The following is a 16,700-nucleotide window of genomic DNA, read 5'->3' on the forward strand; positions in this document are numbered from 1 at the left end:
GCCTAGCGTTCCCGGCATGGACCTGCCGTCGAGTCTCGGACCGTCAGCGGGCCGCCTTGCGGATCAGCGCGGTGACCTCCTTCGGGTGGCTCATCATCGCCACGTGCGAGCTGTTGATCACGACGGTCCTCGCGCCCGCCCGCTTCGCCATCCGGCGCTCGGCATGCGGCGGGATGATCCGGTCCTGCCTGGCGACCAGGTACCAGCTCGGGATCGTCCTCCAGCCCGGCTCGCCCGACGGCGACACCAGGGCGCTCAGCGCCCCGGGTCGCTGGGTCGCGGCCATGAACGCGGTGGTCGACCGGGGCAGGTCCTGGGCGAAGAGGCGATGGAACCAGGCCGGGTCGATGTAGGCGTCGGCGTCGCCCTCGGGTGCGCCGGGGTAGGGCCGCAGGACGAGGTGGTCGGTGACCACCGTGTGACCGCCGCCGAGCTCGTTGGCCGCGGCGACGCTCTCGCCCTCGTCCGGCGCGTACGCCGCGACGTACACGAGCGCCTTGACGTGCGGGTTGCCGGTCGAGGCGTTGGTGATCACGGCTCCGCCGTACGAGTGGCCGACGAGCACGACCTTGCCCGGGATGGTCGACAGGAACTGGCGCAGGTACTCGCCGTCCGCGACCGGCCCGCGCAGCGGGTTCGAGAACGCGATGACGTCGAAGCCCCGTGCGGTCAGCCGCGCGGACACGTCGGCCCAGCCGCTGGAGTCGGCGAAGGCACCGTGGACGAGCACGATCGTGGGCTTCGTGGCAGCGCGCTCGCTCGCGGTGGGCGCGGGCAGGCTGGCGTGGGCGGCCGGCGCGGCGAGCGACGCCGTGACCACCAGGGCGGTGACGGCGGCAAGACGGGCGAAGAGTGTGGGTCTCATGGGAGCCTCCTGGGTCGGATCGGACCCTGCCGATGCTGCGCGCCACGCGCTCGGGGGTGGACCACGTGACCCACGTAGTCGCCGACCACACCCTGCTCGGAAGGGATGACGAGCTGCGCCGTGTCGCGATCGTCGTCGGCAACGCCCGCAACGGCCGGGGTGGCTCGCTGTCGATCGCCGGGGACCCGGGCATCGGCAAGACGTCGCTGCTGACGGCCGCCACGACCGGTCTCACCGGCGTGCTCCTCGTGAGCGTCGACGGCTACGAGGCCGAGTCGACGATGCCGTTCGCTGCCATCCAGCGCCTGGTCCTGCCGTTGCGCGACCACCTCGCGGAGCTGCCCGAGCGCTACCAGCAGGCGCTCCGGGTCGCGTCCGGTGCGGTGAGCGGGGCACCGCCGGACCGGTTCCTGGTCGGCCTCAGCGTGCTGGGGCTGCTGGGCATGGTCGGTCAGTCCGTGCCGGTCGTCGCGGTCGTCGACGACGCGCACCTGCTCGACCCCGAGTCGCTCGATGCCCTCGCGTTCGTCGGGCGGCGCCTCGAGGCGGAGTCGGCCGCGCTGCTCTTCGCCGGCCGTGACCTGCCGGAGTACGCCGCCCAGATGGCCGGCGTCGACTCGCTGCGGCTGGCCGGGCTGCCCGCCGACGCCGCGATCCGGCTGCTGACCCGGTCCCTGTCCGAGGAGATCGATCCCGCTGTCGCCATCCAGGTCGCCACCGCCACCGGCGGCAACCCGCTCGCCCTCGTCGACCTCGCCGACGAGCTCACCGTGGGTCAGCTGACCGAGTCGAGCCTCGGCGAGGAGCCAGTACCGATCGGGCGGCACCTCGAGTCCTTCTACCTGCGCCAGGTCCGGCTGCTCGGCGAGGACGTGCGGCTCTGGCTGCTGGTGGCGGCCGCCGACTCGACCGGCGACCTCGACCTCATCTCGTCGGCGGCGCACGAGCTCTCGCTCTCCCCCGAGGCCGCCGACGGCGCCGAGGCAGCCGGCCTGGTCGAGCTCGGCCGGACGGTGCGGTTCCGGCACCCGCTGGTCCGCTCGGCGTCGTACAACGCCGCCCACGGCAGGGACCGGCGCCGCGTGCACCGCGCACTCGCGGCGATCGCCGACAAGACGGGGCTCACCGAGCTCGGGGCGTGGCACGCCGCCAAGGCGACCCTCGGCACCGACGAGGTCGTCGCCCAGCGTCTCGAGGACGTCGCCGATCTCGCCGCCGAGCGCGGCGGCTACGCGTCCCGGGCACGGGTCCTCGTGCAGGCCTCCGCCCTGACCCCGCCCGGCCCCCGCAAGTACGCGCGCCTGGTGAGCGCGGCCGAGGCGGCCCTGGCCGCCGGGACCGCCCAGCTGGCCAAGACCCTGATCGACGAGATCGACGAGGACGCGCTCGACCCGGTCTCCCGCGGTCGCCTCGCCATGCTGGGGGCCGAGCACGCCCTCTTCACCGCGGATCCCTCGGTCGTCCACGGGTGCGCGACCCTGCTCGACGCGGCGGCGCTCTTCCATGGCGAGGCCGACGACCTCGAGCAACGGGCGCTGCTGAAGGCGTGGGAGTGCGCGCTGCCCAGCGAGCGCCTGACCGTCGGTGTCGCCTGGACCGACTTCGGCGAGCGGCTCGGGCGGGGCGCCGACGTACGGGAGGGCGCTGCGGCCACGATCCTGCGGGCCCTCAGCGCGCTCGTCCTGCGGTCGTACGACGAGGCGGTCCCGGCCATGCGGGACGCCGTGGCCGCCTTCGACGCGATGGACGCCGAGGACATGCTCGCCTTCGGCCACTCCAGCATCGCGCTGACGACGGCGCTGTGGGACCTCGAGGCGCGGCACCGCTTCCTGGAGCGGTGGGCCGCGGCCGCCCGGGATGCCGGCTCGCTCCAGCAGGTCGACAACGCCCTGTGGGTGCTGTCGCTGACGGAGACGGTGGGCGGCACCCCCCGACGGGCGGTCCGCTACATGGAGCAGGTCCGCGAGCTGCGTCGCGCCATCGGCTACGACGCCGAGCACGTCGTCAACGTGGCGGTCCTCGCCTGGTCGACGGCGACCCGCGACCAGGTGCTCGCGCTCACCGAGATGATCCACGCCATGGGCTTCGGCGGCGTGCAGGGCAGCGCCATGGCGGCGCTGGCGACCGTCGACCTCGCCGACGGGCAGTATGACGCGGCGTACACGAAGCTCAAGCCGTTCGTCGACGACCCGTTCTTCCACGTCACCCAGATGATGTGGCCCGACTTCGCGGAGGCCGCCGTACGCAGCGGTCACGCGGCCGAGGCCCAGGAGGTCGCCGACCAGCTCGAGAGCCGGGCCCGGGTCAACGGGTCACCCTGGGCGCGAGGCGTCGCGGCGCGCACCCGGGCCCTGGTGTGCGAGGACGCCGAGGCGGAGCCGCACTTCGCGGAGGCGCTCGCCCTCCTGGCCGGCACCCGGGCGGAGGTCGATCTCGGCCGCGCCCACCTGACGTACGGCGAGTGGCTGCGGCGTCGCAAGCGGCGCAAGGACGCCCGGGCTCAGCTGCACGCCGCCGCCGAGGTCTTCGCCGGCACCGGCGCAGCCCCGTTCGTCGAACGGGGCTGCCGCGAGCTCGAGGCTGCGGGTGAGCCTGCTCGCGCCGCGACCGATGGGCACCTCCCGCTGCTGACGCCGCAGGAGCGCACGGTCGCCGAGCTCGCGGCCGCGGGCCGGACCAACGCGGAGATCGGGGCAACGATGTTCCTCAGCCCGAACACCGTCGACTACCACCTCCGCAAGGTCTTCCAGAAGCTCGCGATCTCCTCGCGCCGCCAGCTCGCCGACCGGTTGGGGCAGGCCACGTAGTCACGACTACGTGTCGCACGTGGTCCGCGGGGCCGGCCGGCGGACCGACGCTGGGGCGAACCCACCGACCCAGGAGGCATCGATGCCCCACGTGACGACCGACGACGGCTCGCAGATCTTCTACAAGGACTGGGGCACGGACGGCCCGCCCGTCATCCTCAGCCACGGCTGGCCCCTGAACGCGGACGCGTGGGAGGCCACGGCACTGTTCCTCGCCGAGCACGGCTTCCGCGCCATCGCCCACGACCGGCGCGGCCACGGCCGCTCCAGCCAGACCTGGCACGGCAACGAGATGGACACGTACGCCGACGACCTCGCCTGCCTGGTCGAGAGCCTCGGCCTCACCGGCATCACGCTCGTCGGCCACTCCACGGGAGGCGGCGAGATCGTCCACTACATCGGCAGGCACGGCACCGGACGGGTCGCCGGCCTGGTCCTCGTCAGCGCCGTGCCGCCGCTGATGCTGCAGACCGATGACAACCCCGAGGGCCTGCCCATCGACGTCTTCGACGGGATCCGGGCCGGCGAGCGGGCCAACCGCTCCCAGCTCTACCGCGACCTCGCCGACGGTCCCTTCTTCGGCCACAACCGGCGGGGCGACGTGGCCCAGGGCTTCCGGGACGCGTTCTGGCTGCAGAGCATGGCGTGCGGACACCGCGGTGCCTACGAGTGCATCGCCGCCTTCTCCGCCACCGACTTCCGGCCCGACCTGGCCCAGGTGGACGTCCCCACGCTGGTCATCCATGGCGACGACGACCAGATCGTGCCGTTCGAGGTCGGTGGCAAGCGCTCGGCCGAGCTCATCGACGGCGCCGTCCTCAAGGTCTACGAGGGTGCGAGCCACGCGCTGCCCGACACCGCCCGCGATCGGCTGCACGCCGATCTCCTCGAGTTCCTCAACCGCTGATCCTCACCCCAAGGAGCACCCCCATGACCGCTGAACCCACCCCTGGCACCCCCGACACGATCGTCCTGGTCCACGGCCTATGGATGACCCCGCGCAGCTGGGAGGGCTGGGTCGCGCACTTCGAGAAGCAGGGCTACACGGTGCTGACCCCGGCGTACCCCGGCTTCGAGATCGAGGTCGAGGCCCTGCGCGAGAACCCCGACGTGATCGCGCACCAGAAGGTACCCGCGATCATCGACCACATCACCGAGATGATCACCGCGCTCGACCAGCCGCCCATCATCATAGGCCACTCCTTCGGGGGCACACTCACCCAGCTGCTGCTCGACCGCGGCCTCGGCTGCGCCGGGGTGGTCATCGACTCCGCACCGACCGAGGGGGTGCGGGTCAGCCCCCCGTCGCAGGCGAAGTCGCTCTTCCCCGTGCTCAAGAACCCCGCCAACCGGCACCGCGCCGCCGGGTTCACCCCCGACGAGTTCCACTACGCGTTCACCAACACGTTGAGCAAGGAGGAGTCCGACAAGGTCTACGACCGCTACCACATCGCCGCCCCGGGCTCGTTCGTGTGGGACTACGGCGTGATCGCGAACTTCAAGCCCGGCAAGCAGGAGACCTGGGTCGACTACGGCAACGACGAGCGCGCGCCCCTGCTCTTCATCGCCGGCGGCGCCGACCACATCATGCCGCCCGCGGTGAACAAGTCGAACGCCAAGCACTGGCAGAAGAAGTCGACGGCGCTCACGGAGTACCACGAGTTCCCGGGTCGCTCGCACTGGACCTGTGGTGAACCCGGCTGGGAGGAGGTCGCCGACCTGGCGCTCTCGTGGGCCGTCGTGCACGCGACCGCCGCAGCGCACGCAGCCGAGGGCTGAGTCGTGCCCGTGCGCCTCACCCACATCGGGGGCCCGACGCTGCTGGTCGAGGCGCACGGGTGGCGGATCCTCAGCGACCCGACCTTCGACCCGCCCGGTCGTCGCTACGGCTTCGGCTGGGGTACGTCGTCGGTCAAGACGACCGGACCCGCCGTACCGGCCGAGGCGCTGCCGGCCCTCGACCTGGTCCTGCTCAGCCACGACCACCACGCCGACAACCTCGACGACGCCGGCCGGGCTCTGCTCCCGGGTGCCCGGTCGGTGGTCACGACGCCATCAGGAGCGCGGCGGCTGGCCGCGGCGAACACCCGCGGCCTCGCGGCGTGGTCGTCGACGACGGTCAGCTCGCCCGGCCTGCCCGACCTCACGATCACCGCCACCCCCTGCCGGCACGGGCCACCGCTGAGCCGGCCGATCGCCGGCGAGGTCGTCGGCTTCGCGCTGCGGTGGGCCGGCGACCCCGCCGTCACCTGGATCACCGGAGACACCGTGCTGTACGACGGCGTCCGCGAGGTCGCCACCCGGCTCGACGTCGACCTCATGGTCGTGCACCTCGGCGCGGTGCGGTTCGGACTCACCGGGCCGCTGCGCTACTCGATGTCGGGACGCGACGCCCTGGAGCTCATCGGGCTGGTGGGTCCGCGAGCCGCGCTGCCGGTGCACTTCGAGGGCTGGAGCCACTTCTCCGAGCAGGAGGCCGCGCTGCACGAGGTGCTCGACGCGGCCCCGGCCGAGGTACGGTCGCGGCTGCGCTGGCTGGAGCGCGGGACGCCGCTCGACGTCTGAGCCCGCCGGTCAGGAGCTGGCGATCCAGTCGGTGTAGGACCGCGGCGCGCCGAGCCAGTCGGTGACCGGGTGCGAGGAGTCGAACTCGTCGCGCATCAGGACCGCGACCCGCACGCTGTCGGGGTGGCCGAGGCAGGCACGGGTGGCGGCGAACGCGAGCCGGTCGCCGGCGAAGTCGAGTCGCACCTTGTGGGCGCAGGTCAACGGGTCGCCGATGACGTCCCCGCCCTCCACCGCGACGAGCTGGTAGTCGGTCCCGGACTGGAGACCGGTGGTGAGCCGGAACTCCGGCCCCCGCAACGTGGCATCCGTGTCGATGCCGATGCTCAGACCCGAGGGCCCGCCGGTCGAGCGCGCCCGGAGGTCGGTGAACCGGACCTTCACCGTCAGCCGCTTCGGCCCGTGCTGGACGGCGACCGCACGGATGTCGGTCAACGAGGCCGTCGCGTCTGCGGGGTCGGGGTAGCGCGCCTGGTCGGCGTACACGGGTCCCGCGACGAGGGTGGCGCCGAGGGCGGCCGTGAGGAGTGCGAGGGCTGGGGTCCCGAGCTTCATGCCCTTCAGACTCCCCGACGGCCCCGATGGTTGCAATCAGCCGACGTGGACCGGGAGGCTCAGCGGGCCGCGGACCAGCGGCATGGTGCGCATCCGCACCGGCCCCGCGCGGCGCAGCCCGGGCATCCGCTCGGCGAGCATGCGGAGCACCACCGACCCCTCGAGCTCGGCGATCGGCCGGCCCACACAGCGGTGGATGCCGCTCGAGAACGCGAGGTGGTCGAAGACGTCGCTGCGGCCGATGTCGAAGGTGTCGGGCTCGTGGAAGACCCGAGGATCGCGGTTGGCGCCGCCGATCAGCACGTTGACCCACTGGCCGCGCCGGATCGGCTGCCCCGCGATCTCGGTGTCGTCGAACGAGATCCGGCCGGTGCGCTGGACGGGCGAGTCGAACCGCAGCGACTCCTGCACCACGGCGCCCGCGAGCGCCGGGCTCGCCACCAGCGCCGACCACTGGTCGGGGTGGTCGAGCAGTGCGTTGACGGCGTTGCCGAGCAGGTTGACCGTCGTCTCGAAGCCCGCGATCAGCAGCATCCGGCACATCGGCACCAGCTCGACGGGGCGCAGGTCCATCTCACCCTCCCCCTCCGCGGCGAGGAGCGCGCTGATCAGGTCGTCACCGGGCTCGGCGCGACGACGCTCGATGACGTCCTCGAACAGCCGGACCATCGCCCGGGCGGCCACCATCACGTCCCGCGCGTGCCGCGGCGAGCGGAACCCCGCGGCCGCTCCGCCGAGCGTCTCGCCGTACGACGCGAGCACCGCGCCGTCCTCGTCCGGGATGCCCAGCAGCCGGTTGATCACCGCGACCGGCAGGGGCTCCGCGAGCGCCGGCATCACGTCGAACGTCCCGGACCTGCCCGCGTCGTCGAGCAGCCGGCCGACGGTGTCCTCGAGCATGCCCGTGAAGTCGGCGAGCCGGCGGGCGCTGAGCGCGGGCGCCATCAGCCGGCGCAGCCGGGTGTGGTCCGGCGGGTTCCGCGTCAGCAGCGAGCGGTCGAACGCCGGCTCGGGTCGGGGCGCGCCCTCCGGCTCGACGCCGAAGCGGCGGTCCCGCAGCACCTGCTTGCAGATCGCGTGGTCGGCCGACGCGAGGTGGCCGGTCGGGGTCGTCACGAACGGCCCCGCCGCGCGGATCCGCTCGTAGATCGGGTACGGGTCGCGGTCGCCGACGGCACTGAGACGGGCGAACTCGTTGCGGCGCACGCGCGTGTCGACGATCGCGCGGGCCTGGCCGACGTACAGCTTCGTGGTGAAGCGGGCGGCTCGCCGCAGCTGGACCGCGCGACCCGTCATGGCTCGTGATCCTAGCGATTGAAAGATGAAGCGCTTCCCCGGGTCACCGGAAGGCTCAACGGTCCCCGGATCAGGGTGGCGTTGCGACGCCGTACGACGCCCGCGCGGCGCAGCCCCGGCATCCGCTCGGCCAGCTGCTGGAGGGCGACGCCCGCCTCCAGCTCGGCGAGCGGTCGGCCGATGCAGTGGTGGATGCCGCTCGAGAAGGCCAGGTGGTCGGCGCCGTCGGTGCGGGCGATGTCGAATCGGTCGGGGTCGCGGAAGACGGCCGGGTCCCGGTTGGCGCCACCGAGGAGGACGTTGACCCACTGCCCGCGCGGGATCGCCCGGCCGCCGAGCTCGACGTCGTCCCAGGAGACGCGTGCGGTGCGCTGCACCGGAGGGTCGAAGCGCAGCGTCTCCTGGACCGCAGCCCCGGCTCGGCCCGGGTCGGCGACCAGCAGCTCCCACTGGTCGGGGTGCTCGAGCAGGGCGTTCACGGCGTTGCCCACGAGGTTGACGGTGGTCTCGAAGCCGGCGATGAGCAGGAGCGTGCAGAGCGGCGCCAGCTCCTCGGCCGTGACCTGGTCGCCCTCGGCGGCCACCAGGGCGCTGATGAGGTCGTCCCCCGGCTCGCGCCGCCGCAGCTCGAAGAGGTCGTCGAACATCAGCTCCAGGTCCCGCCCGGCGGTCATCACCTCCTGGGCGTGCCGCAGCGACCGCAGGCCCGACAGCGCGCTCCCGAGGGCCATGCCGTAGCGGGTGAAGGTGGCGTGGTCGGCATCGGGGATGCCGAGGAGGTCGCTGATCACGGTGATCGGCAGGGGCGACGCGAGCGCCGTCACGAGGTCGAACTCCCCCGACGCCGCCGCGTCGTCCAGCAGCCGCCCGACGGTCTTCTCGATGGAGGCCCGGAAGCCGCTCATCCGGCGCGGGCTGAACGCCGGCGCGACCAGCCGGCGCAGCCGGGTGTGGTCGGGCGGGTTGCGGTCGAGGAAGGACAGGTCGAAGTCGGGCGGCGGGTCCTCGCCCTCGGGCTGCACGCCGAACCGGCGGCCGCGCAGCACCTCCTTGCAGAGCCCGTGGTCGGCGGTCGCGAGGTTGCCGAGCCGCGTCACGACGAACGGGCCGCTCGCCCGGATCTGCTCGTAGATCGGGTACGGGTCGTCGCGCCCGGGTGCGAACCGGAGCCGCGCGAACGGCGCGCGCCGCACGTAGGCGTCGTAGGCGCCGCGGGCCTGCTCGCCGTACAGCCGGGACGCGAAACGGGCCGTGCTGCGCAGTTGCGCAGCACGGCCCGTCATCGTCGTACCGAGTCTCGGTGGCTCAGTCGAGGTAGTCGCGCAGCACCTGGGAGCGCGACGGGTGCCGGAGCTTCGACATCGTCTTCGACTCGATCTGGCGGATCCGCTCGCGGGTCACGCCGTAGACCTTGCCGATCTCGTCGAGCGTCTTCGGCTGGCCGTCGGTCAGGCCGAAGCGCATGCTGACGACGCCCGCCTCGCGCTCGGAGAGCGTGTCGAGGACGGCGTGCAGCTGCTCCTGGAGGAGCGTGAACGACACCGCGTCGGCCGGGACGATCGCCTCGGAGTCCTCGATCAGGTCGCCGAACTCGGAGTCGCCGTCCTCACCGAGCGGGGTGTGCAGCGAGATGGGCTCGCGGCCGTACTTCTGGACCTCGATGACCTTCTCGGGGGTCATGTCGAGCTCCTTGGCGAGCTCCTCCGGGGTGGGCTCGCGGCCCAGGTCCTGGAGCATCTGGCGCTGCACGCGGGCCAGCTTGTTGATGACCTCGACCATGTGCACCGGGATGCGGATGGTGCGGGCCTGGTCGGCCATCGCGCGGGTGATCGCCTGACGGATCCACCAGGTGGCGTACGTCGAGAACTTGTAGCCCTTGGTGTAGTCGAACTTCTCGACCGCGCGGATGAGGCCGAGGTTGCCCTCCTGGATCAGGTCCAGGAAGAGCATGCCGCGACCGGTGTAGCGCTTGGCGAGCGAGACGACGAGGCGGAGGTTGGCCTCGAGCAGGTGGTTCTTGGCCCGCTTGCCGTCCTCGGCGATCCACTCGAACTCCTCCTCGAGCTTGCCGCTCATCTTGGAGCCCTTGGCGAGCTTCTCCTCCGCGAAGAGGCCGGCCTCGATCCGCTTGGCGAGCTCGACCTCCATCTCCGCGTTGAGGAGCGGGACCTTGCCGATCTGCTTGAGGTAGTCCTTGACCGGGTCGGCGGTCGCACCGGCGACCATGACCTGCTGCGCCGGCTCGTCGGTCTCGTCGGCGGCAGAGACCACGAACGACGAGGTGGCCGTGGCCTCCTCCTCGTCCTCCTTGATGGAGGGGTCGGCGGCGACGTCCTTCTCGAACTGCTCGTCCGGGAGGTCGGGGAGGACCTTCTTGCCGTCGGGGCCGACCACGACCTCGGTGACCACCTCGGCGGCCTCGCCGTCGCCGGCCGCTGCCTTCTTCGCCGCAGCCTTCTTGGCCGGAGCCGCCTTCTTGGCCGGAGCCGGAGCGGCGGCGGCCTTCTTGGCGGGCGCCGCCTTGGTCGCCTTGGCGGTCGTCGTCTTGCGCGTCGACGTCGCCGCGACGGCACGGGTCGTGGCGACCGGCAGGTGCACGGAGATGCCGAGCGAGCTCAGGTGACCGAGCAGCGCCTTGAGGTGACGGGGCTCGACGGCCGCGTCCTCACTGGCCTGACGGACCTCCTCGGGCGTCAGCGAGCCGGTGGGCGCACCCCGCTCGATGAGGGCAACGACGGCCGGGTGGGTCAGCACTTCGGCGGGGAGCAGCTTGCGCGCGTTCGAGGACACGAACACCTCTCGTCAACGACGGTCAAAACAGATCTAGGGCGCGGCCCGTCCCGGAGACGTCAAGAGCCGCAGTCCTCATTCTGCCACGCACCCCTAGGGGTTCGGGCAATCCCCACCCGGTTCGTCGGGTGTGGCGCCCTCAGGAGTGCGAGCCGACGCCCGCCTCCACCACGCCGGCGGGCTCCACCTCGCCTGCGGGCTCCACGTCGACGATCGGGCTCGACGCCACCGGCAGCTCGGCCAGGACCGCGGTCGCCCACGAGGCCGGGTCGATCCGGATCCGCTGCGCGCCGTACCTCTCGAGGACGGCCTCGATCTCCGTGAGCAGCTCGGCGGCCAGCGCGAAGGGCAACCCCGGCGAGAGGGTCAGGATGGGCGACGAACTCACGGTGGTGCGACCTCCAGGGCTTCAGCGATGAGCCGGGCACCCACTGGGCCCGATGTTCAAACCGACGTTCACTGACCATAATTCACGGCCACGAGCGGCGGCGTCCCCCAGATGAGGTAAGTCGGGGCTCGTGGCGCGAAGATGCTCGCCACTTCTCGGTCGTCCGTGTCTCAATGGAGCCTCGGACGGAACTTCACCGGAGGATTCCATGGGGGTAGTCGAGCTCCTCGACTTGTCGGCGGCGGCAGCACTCGAGCACGCGTCGGCGGTCCAGGACCGCCTGCGCGCGGTGGACGAGCCCGATGCGCCCGCGATCCAGGAGTGCCAGGCCCAGATGCACCGGCTCGTCGGCGACATCATCTCGCTCCGCAACGCGGCGGAGCTGCTCAAGCGCGAGGCAGCGACCGAGGCCTGACGTCAGCCGGCAGCGGCGGCCTTCGCCGCGGCCTTCTTCTCCTTCTTGAAGTCGCGCACCTTCTGCAGGCTCGCACCGTCGACGACGTCGGCCACCGAGCGGTAGCCGTCCTCGGCGTACGCACCCACGACCGCCTCCCACCCGTCCGGGCGTACGTCGAGCTGCTTGGCCAGCAGGGCCACGAAGATCTGGGCCTTCTGCTTGCCGAAGCCCGGCAGCGCCTGCATCCGCCTCAGGAGGTCGCGGCCGTCGGCGGCCTCGGTCCAGATCCGCTCGGCGTGCCCGTCGTACTCGTCCTCGACGATCCGCGCGAGCTCCTGGAGCCGCGCCGTCATCGAGCCCGGGAACCGGTGGATCGCCGGCGGCGTCGAGCACAGCGCCGTGAACGCCTCCGGGTCCGCCGCGGCGATCCGCGCCGGCTCGAGCGTCCCGAACCGGTCGAGCACCTTCGCCGGCCCGCGGAACGCGTGCTCCATCGGGTACTGCTGGTCGAGCATCATCCCGACCAGCAACGCGAACGGGTCGTCGGTCAGCACCTGGTCGGCGTGCTCGTCACCGGTGATGTGGATGGTGGCCATGCCGCCATCTTGCCGCAGACCTGCCGGACGTCATACGCCTGGAGCAAGCGGATGCTCCGTCCGTATGACGTCCGACCTCCGAGTCATCAGGAGCGCGCGGACGCACTCCTGATCGCTTGCGCTCAGGACGCGCTGCCGTAGAGCTCCGGCGCGTCCACCTGCCCGCTCGCGACCGGCCGGCTGACGGTCTGGCTGCGGTCGCTGCGCAGGGCGAAGGTCAGGTCGCCGGTGCGCGAGCCGCAGATGACCTTCTCGGCCTCCGTCTGCGTCACGGCGATCATCAGCTGCACCCGACGCGCCCGCTCCGCGGCCCCCGCGTCGGCGATCGGCTCACCGACGCCCAGCACCTGGACCTTGGGCAGCAGGATCCGGGTGAGGGGCGGCAGCTTGCGGGTCGATCCGCCCGCCAGGTGCGGTTCGGGGTCCTCGGACACGAAGATCGCGACCCACGATCCCTGCTCGACCGAGTCGGCGAGGCACTCGGGATCGGCGAGCCCGACCCTGATCGTCGTCCGCTCACCGTGGCCGGCACGGGGCTGCTGACGCTCCGCCCGTCCGAACTGCTGCGAGACGAGCTGCTGGCCCGGAGAGACCGCGCCGAGTGTGACCAGGCCGTCGACGTCGCCGACGGACCGTGCGGCGTCGTCGCCGCCGATCAGTGCTCCCGCTCGCGCCATGGTGCTGCCCTTCCCCCGGTCGGAGGGGGGCGCATCACCGAGGCCACTGGTACGGGTGTCGCCTCGGGCACGTCCCCCTGGTGACAGCAAGGTAGGGAGCGCGGGTCGCGCACCGCGGGCGACCGCGGGGCGTCTACCCAATTCTGGTCATTGCACCCGCCGCACTGGTCTGGTCAGGGTGTCTGGACCAGTGCCGGCGCAGGCGGCCGCGATCAGTCGGCCTTGACCGCGAGCACCGGGCAGTGGGCGTCGAGCAGGATGCGCTGCGCGTTGCTGCCGAGGATCAGCTTGCCGACCGGCGACCGGCGGCGCAGGCCGATCACGATGAGCTCGGCGTCATGGGACTCGGCGATGCTGATCAGGTCCTCCGCGGGCTCGAAGCCGCGGACCAGCTGGCGGATCTCGTAGGGCACCTCGGTGCCCTCGAGGATCGTGCGGACCGTCGCCATCTCGCGATCGGCCTGGGTGGAGGCGTCCTGGTCGAACTCGGACCCGCCGCGCTGGGAGTTCACCACGACCAGGCTCGCGGACCGCAGCTTCGCCTCGGCGATCGCGGTGCGGAGCGCGGCGTCGCCCTCCGGCTTGGGGACGTACCCCACGACGACGGTTCCCATCGGACCTCCCAGGTGGTGTGCGAGCGGGCTCCGAGCGCCCACGGGCACCGTAACCGATCGGCGCCCGGGCGGCAGCCTGTGGAGGACGTCGGCACGGTGGGTCCGGGTCGGGCGAGGCTGTCCCCGGAGAGGAGGCGAGGACGATCGACGGGATCCACGAGCCACTGCCCCGCCCGCTGCACCTGGTGCTGCGGCGGGCGGTCGCCGACCACGCCGCGCGAGAGCGCCGCCGGCTCCACCCTCCGCTGCTGCACGTCGGCTGGCCCGGTGGTCGCGAGGACGTCTTCGCTGTCGGGCCGGACGACGAGCTCGACCACGCCCTGCGCGCCGACGTCGTGGCGGCGCTGGTGCACATCGCGCGCCGGCACGCCCCCGTCTCGGGTGCGGTCCCGATGCTGTGGCTGACCCGTTCCGGCCCGCTCGAGGTCGGCGACGTGGACCTGGCGTGGCTCGCCTCGGCCCGCGCGGCAGCAGCCGAGGCGGGGGTGGACCTGACACTGGTGGTCGTCACCCGCAAGGGCTGGTTCGACCCGCGGACCGGCGTACGGCGGGAGTGGAAGCGGCTGCGCGACCGGTGACCCCGGCGGCTCAGTCCCAGGTGTGCGACGGCTCGTTGGTGTGCATCCGCTCGCGGTAGTCGAGCAGCGCGGCCCGCAGCGCGTCGTAGCGGTCGCGACCGCCCTCGGCCTTGACCCGCTGGACGAACCACTCGGCACCGTTGGTGCCGAGCAGGCAGCGCTGCTCGATGATGCCGAGCAGCCGGTCCGACTCCTCCTGCGACGCACCCCAGGACGCGAGTCCCTCGCGGGCCATCGGCAGCAGCCGGCGCAGCACCAGCTCCGTCGCCCGCACCTGCCCGACGCCCGGCCAGTAGATCTGGGCGTCGATGCCCTGCCGAGCGGCGACGTGGAAGTTCTCCTCCGCCGCGCTGAACGACATCTGCGACCACAGCGGCCGCTCGCTCTCGGCGAGTGCCCGGACCAGGCCGAAGTAGAACGCCGCGTTGGCGATCGTGTCGGCGACCGTCGGCCCGGCGGCCAGGAGCCGGTTCTCGACGCGCAGGTGCGGCACTCCCCCGGCGACGTCGTAGACCGGTCGGTTCCATCGGTAGATCGTGCCGTTGTGCAGCCGCAGCTCGGAGAGGTTCGGCGTGCCGCCCTCCTCGAGCACCGTCAGCGGGTCCTCGTCGTCGGTCACCGGCAGCAGCGCGGGGAAGAACCGGACGTTCTCCTCGAACAGGTCGAACACCGAGGTGATCCAGCGCTCGCCGAACCACACCCGGGGCCGCACGCCCTGCGCCTTCAGCTCCTCGCTGCGGGTGTCGGTCGCCTGCTCGAACAGCGGGATCCGGGTCTCGCGCCACAGCTCCTTGCCCAGCAGGTACGGCGCGTTCGCGCCCACCGCCACCTGGACCGCGGCGATCGCCTGGGAGGCGTTCCAGTACGCCGCGAACTGGTCCGGCGAGGTCTGCACGTGGAACTGGGTGCTGGTGCAGGCCGCCTCCGGCACGATCGAGTCAGAGGTGGTGCGCAGCCGCTCGACCCCGTCGATCGCGATCGTGATGTCCTCGCCCCGAGCGTTGAGGATCTGCTCGCTGAGCAGCTTGTATCGCGGGTTGGCGCTCAGGCTGTCGAGCCCCATGTGCCCGTCGGCGAGCGTCGGCAGGATGCCGATCATCACCATGTGGGCGCCGATCGCCGCGGACTTCTCCTCGGCGTCGTTGAGACTGCGGCGCAGGCTCTCCTCGAACGTCGTCAGCCCACCCTCGCGGAGCTTGGCCGGGGCGCCGTTGATCTCGATGTTGAACTGACCGAGCTCGGTCTGGAAGTCCGGCGAGGCGATCGCCTCCAACGCCTCCGCGTTCTTGAGCGCCGGGTCGCCGGCGTCGTCGATGAGGTTGAGCTCGACCTCCAGCCCGGTCATCGGGTCGTCGGTGTCGAAGCGCGCCTCGCGCAGCATCCGGGCGAAGACGTCGAGGTTGCGACGCACCTTCTCCCGGTGGCGCGTGCGGTCAGCGCGGGAGAACTCCTGAGCATCCACCTCTTCGCCCATGTCTGCACCCTAGGTGCGGCGTCAACGCCCCAGGCCCACCGTCCAGTCGAACTCCCCCTCCCACGTGTCGGGTGGGACCGCCCGAGTCAGCAGCTCGGCGACCAGGCCGGCGAGCGAGTAGCCCGGGTCGACCTCGATGCAGCGATCCACGGCGCACCACGCCAGCGCGCCCTGGCCGGCCTGCCAGGAGGCGAAGGCCAGCAGCGCGGCCGGTGCCGGGACCAGTGGGTCGGGCGCACGGCGAACGACGTCCGTCCAGAGCTCGACGTGCTCCCTGGCCAGGTCGCGCCGCAGCGGCGACCAGGCGGCGTCGCGGACCCGGACGTCGAGCATCCCGCGCAGCAGCCGCGCCACCTCGTCGTCGCTGGGCACGGTCCGGGACGCGACGTGGCCCACCACGAGGTCGCGCACCCACGTCCCCTCGTCGAGCGCCGGCGGCGGGTCGCCGGTCAGCGCCGCCAGCGCGGGCACCACCCGCCCGACGAGCACGGGGTCGGGGGCGATCGTCTCGGCCAGCCGGTCGCGGGAGGCGTGCACGACCCGGCCGTCGTAGACCGCCTGCGCAGCGAAGGGGTGCGCGGACAGGTCGTAGGGCGTGCCGTCGAGGGGCAGGCCCGGCCGGCTGGGCACCGGCCACCACCGGCTGCCGTCGGTGCGCAGCGCGTCGATCACCTCGACGCCTGCGCGTCGCAGCGCGCGTGCCGTCGCCTCCACGGCCCGGTCGGCGAACCGGTCGCGCTCGCTGTAGGCGACGAGGAACGCCAGCGGAGCCCGGTGCTCGCCGGCCGGTGCGGCCAGCATCGCCGCCATCTCCGCGAGATCGCACGCGTCCTCGGGCAGGTCGACGCGGGCGTGGAAGGGCGGGTCGCTGCCGAAGGTGAGCATCACCATCGACTCCGTCGGCTCGAAGCCGAGGACGACGGGCACGACGGCGAGCACGTCCTCGGGCGTGCGGGCGGTGAGGGTGGTCGTGGGGCTGGTCTGGTCTGCGGTCATGCCTCGACGGTCCCCGGGTCGTCCGACATCGGGGGCGACCCGGACGGCGGGCTGTGGAGATCTCGTTCAGAGAGGCGCCTGTGGGCGGTAGGTGGCCCGTCC

Annotated in this window: 17 protein-coding genes; 6 read left to right on the forward strand and 11 right to left on the reverse strand. The window is 72.4% G+C overall.

Going from position 1 to position 16,700, the window contains the following annotated elements:
* Nucleotides 1–43: 43 nt before the first annotated feature.
* Nucleotides 44–865, reverse strand: coding sequence for an alpha/beta fold hydrolase (locus tag ASC77_RS02750; protein ID WP_056148580.1), 822 nt, complete (start codon nt 863–865; stop codon nt 44–46).
* A 65-nt stretch (nt 866–930) separates the two neighbouring features.
* Between ASC77_RS02750 and ASC77_RS02755 the strand changes: the two genes are divergently transcribed.
* The 4 genes from ASC77_RS02755 to ASC77_RS02770 all read left to right on the forward strand — a co-directional run bounded on the left by ASC77_RS02755 (nt 931) and on the right by ASC77_RS02770 (nt 6,237).
* A complete protein-coding gene (locus ASC77_RS02755) occupies nt 931–3,672 on the forward strand; it encodes an AAA family ATPase (protein WP_200944872.1) in 2,742 nt (913 codons plus the stop codon).
* 82 nt (nt 3,673–3,754) lie between these two features.
* On the forward strand, nt 3,755–4,579 hold the full coding sequence (locus ASC77_RS02760; protein WP_056149815.1) for an alpha/beta fold hydrolase: 825 nt from the start codon (nt 3,755–3,757) through the stop codon (nt 4,577–4,579).
* Between the two features lie 23 nt (nt 4,580–4,602).
* Nucleotides 4,603–5,451 (forward strand): alpha/beta hydrolase, encoded by an 849-nt coding sequence (locus ASC77_RS02765; protein WP_056148587.1) that lies wholly within the window; start codon nt 4,603–4,605, stop codon nt 5,449–5,451.
* A gap of 3 nt (nt 5,452–5,454) precedes the next feature.
* Complete coding sequence (locus ASC77_RS02770) at nt 5,455–6,237, forward strand: MBL fold metallo-hydrolase (protein WP_200944873.1); 783 nt, start codon at nt 5,455–5,457, stop codon at nt 6,235–6,237.
* Between the two features lie 9 nt (nt 6,238–6,246).
* Here ASC77_RS02770 and ASC77_RS02775 read toward each other — a convergent pair whose 3' ends face one another.
* From ASC77_RS02775 to ASC77_RS02795, 5 genes are all read right to left on the reverse strand, one after another.
* On the reverse strand, nt 6,247–6,792 hold the full coding sequence (locus ASC77_RS02775; protein ID WP_056148589.1) for a hypothetical protein: 546 nt from the start codon (nt 6,790–6,792) through the stop codon (nt 6,247–6,249).
* Nucleotides 6,793–6,828: 36 nt separating this feature from the next.
* On the reverse strand, nt 6,829–8,088 hold the full coding sequence (locus ASC77_RS02780; RefSeq protein WP_082574405.1) for a cytochrome P450: 1,260 nt from the start codon (nt 8,086–8,088) through the stop codon (nt 6,829–6,831).
* A gap of 11 nt (nt 8,089–8,099) precedes the next feature.
* The gene (locus tag ASC77_RS02785; protein ID WP_056148591.1) at nt 8,100–9,371 is read right to left on the reverse strand and encodes a cytochrome P450; all 1,272 of its coding nucleotides are present in this window, start codon (nt 9,369–9,371) and stop codon (nt 8,100–8,102) included.
* Nucleotides 9,372–9,393: 22 nt separating this feature from the next.
* The gene (locus ASC77_RS02790) at nt 9,394–10,884 is read right to left on the reverse strand and encodes an RNA polymerase sigma factor (protein ID WP_056148594.1); all 1,491 of its coding nucleotides are present in this window, start codon (nt 10,882–10,884) and stop codon (nt 9,394–9,396) included.
* A 133-nt stretch (nt 10,885–11,017) separates the two neighbouring features.
* Nucleotides 11,018–11,266 carry a hypothetical protein gene (locus ASC77_RS02795; protein ID WP_056148597.1) on the reverse strand — a complete coding sequence of 83 codons (249 nt, stop codon included), beginning with the start codon at nt 11,264–11,266 and terminating at the stop codon, nt 11,018–11,020.
* A 208-nt stretch (nt 11,267–11,474) separates the two neighbouring features.
* Here ASC77_RS02795 and ASC77_RS02800 point away from each other — a divergent pair, with 208 nt between their 5' ends.
* Nucleotides 11,475–11,681: a hypothetical protein gene (locus ASC77_RS02800; RefSeq protein WP_056148599.1), complete on the forward strand. Its 207-nt coding sequence runs from the start codon at nt 11,475–11,477 to the stop codon at nt 11,679–11,681.
* Nucleotides 11,682–11,683: 2 nt separating this feature from the next.
* Here ASC77_RS02800 and ASC77_RS02805 read toward each other — a convergent pair whose 3' ends face one another.
* The 3 genes from ASC77_RS02805 to ASC77_RS02815 all read right to left on the reverse strand — a co-directional run bounded on the left by ASC77_RS02805 (nt 11,684) and on the right by ASC77_RS02815 (nt 13,550).
* On the reverse strand, nt 11,684–12,259 hold the full coding sequence (locus ASC77_RS02805) for an HhH-GPD-type base excision DNA repair protein (protein WP_056148603.1): 576 nt from the start codon (nt 12,257–12,259) through the stop codon (nt 11,684–11,686).
* A 122-nt stretch (nt 12,260–12,381) separates the two neighbouring features.
* On the reverse strand, nt 12,382–12,936 hold the full coding sequence (locus ASC77_RS02810; protein WP_056148606.1) for an RcpC/CpaB family pilus assembly protein: 555 nt from the start codon (nt 12,934–12,936) through the stop codon (nt 12,382–12,384).
* A gap of 212 nt (nt 12,937–13,148) precedes the next feature.
* Entirely contained in the window at nt 13,149–13,550 is a 402-nt protein-coding gene (locus tag ASC77_RS02815) for a universal stress protein (RefSeq protein WP_056148609.1), read from the reverse strand.
* Nucleotides 13,551–13,735: 185 nt separating this feature from the next.
* On the opposite strand from ASC77_RS02815, the gene ASC77_RS02820 reads away from it, so the two are divergent.
* Nucleotides 13,736–14,128 (forward strand): hypothetical protein, encoded by a 393-nt coding sequence (locus ASC77_RS02820; protein ID WP_235547416.1) that lies wholly within the window; start codon nt 13,736–13,738, stop codon nt 14,126–14,128.
* 10 nt (nt 14,129–14,138) lie between these two features.
* Here ASC77_RS02820 and ASC77_RS02825 read toward each other — a convergent pair whose 3' ends face one another.
* Together ASC77_RS02825 and ASC77_RS02830 are read right to left on the reverse strand one after the other, a co-directional pair.
* Nucleotides 14,139–15,602, reverse strand: a complete 1,464-nt coding sequence (locus tag ASC77_RS02825) for a hypothetical protein (RefSeq protein WP_056148615.1) — start codon at nt 15,600–15,602, stop codon at nt 14,139–14,141.
* 21 nt (nt 15,603–15,623) lie between these two features.
* A complete protein-coding gene (locus ASC77_RS02830; protein ID WP_056148617.1) occupies nt 15,624–16,598 on the reverse strand; it encodes a DUF4192 domain-containing protein in 975 nt (324 codons plus the stop codon).
* Between the last annotated feature and the right edge of the window lie 102 nt (nt 16,599–16,700).

Source organism: Nocardioides sp. Root1257 (assembly GCF_001425175.1).
In the GTDB taxonomy this organism is placed as follows: Bacteria; Actinomycetota; Actinomycetes; order Propionibacteriales; family Nocardioidaceae; genus Nocardioides.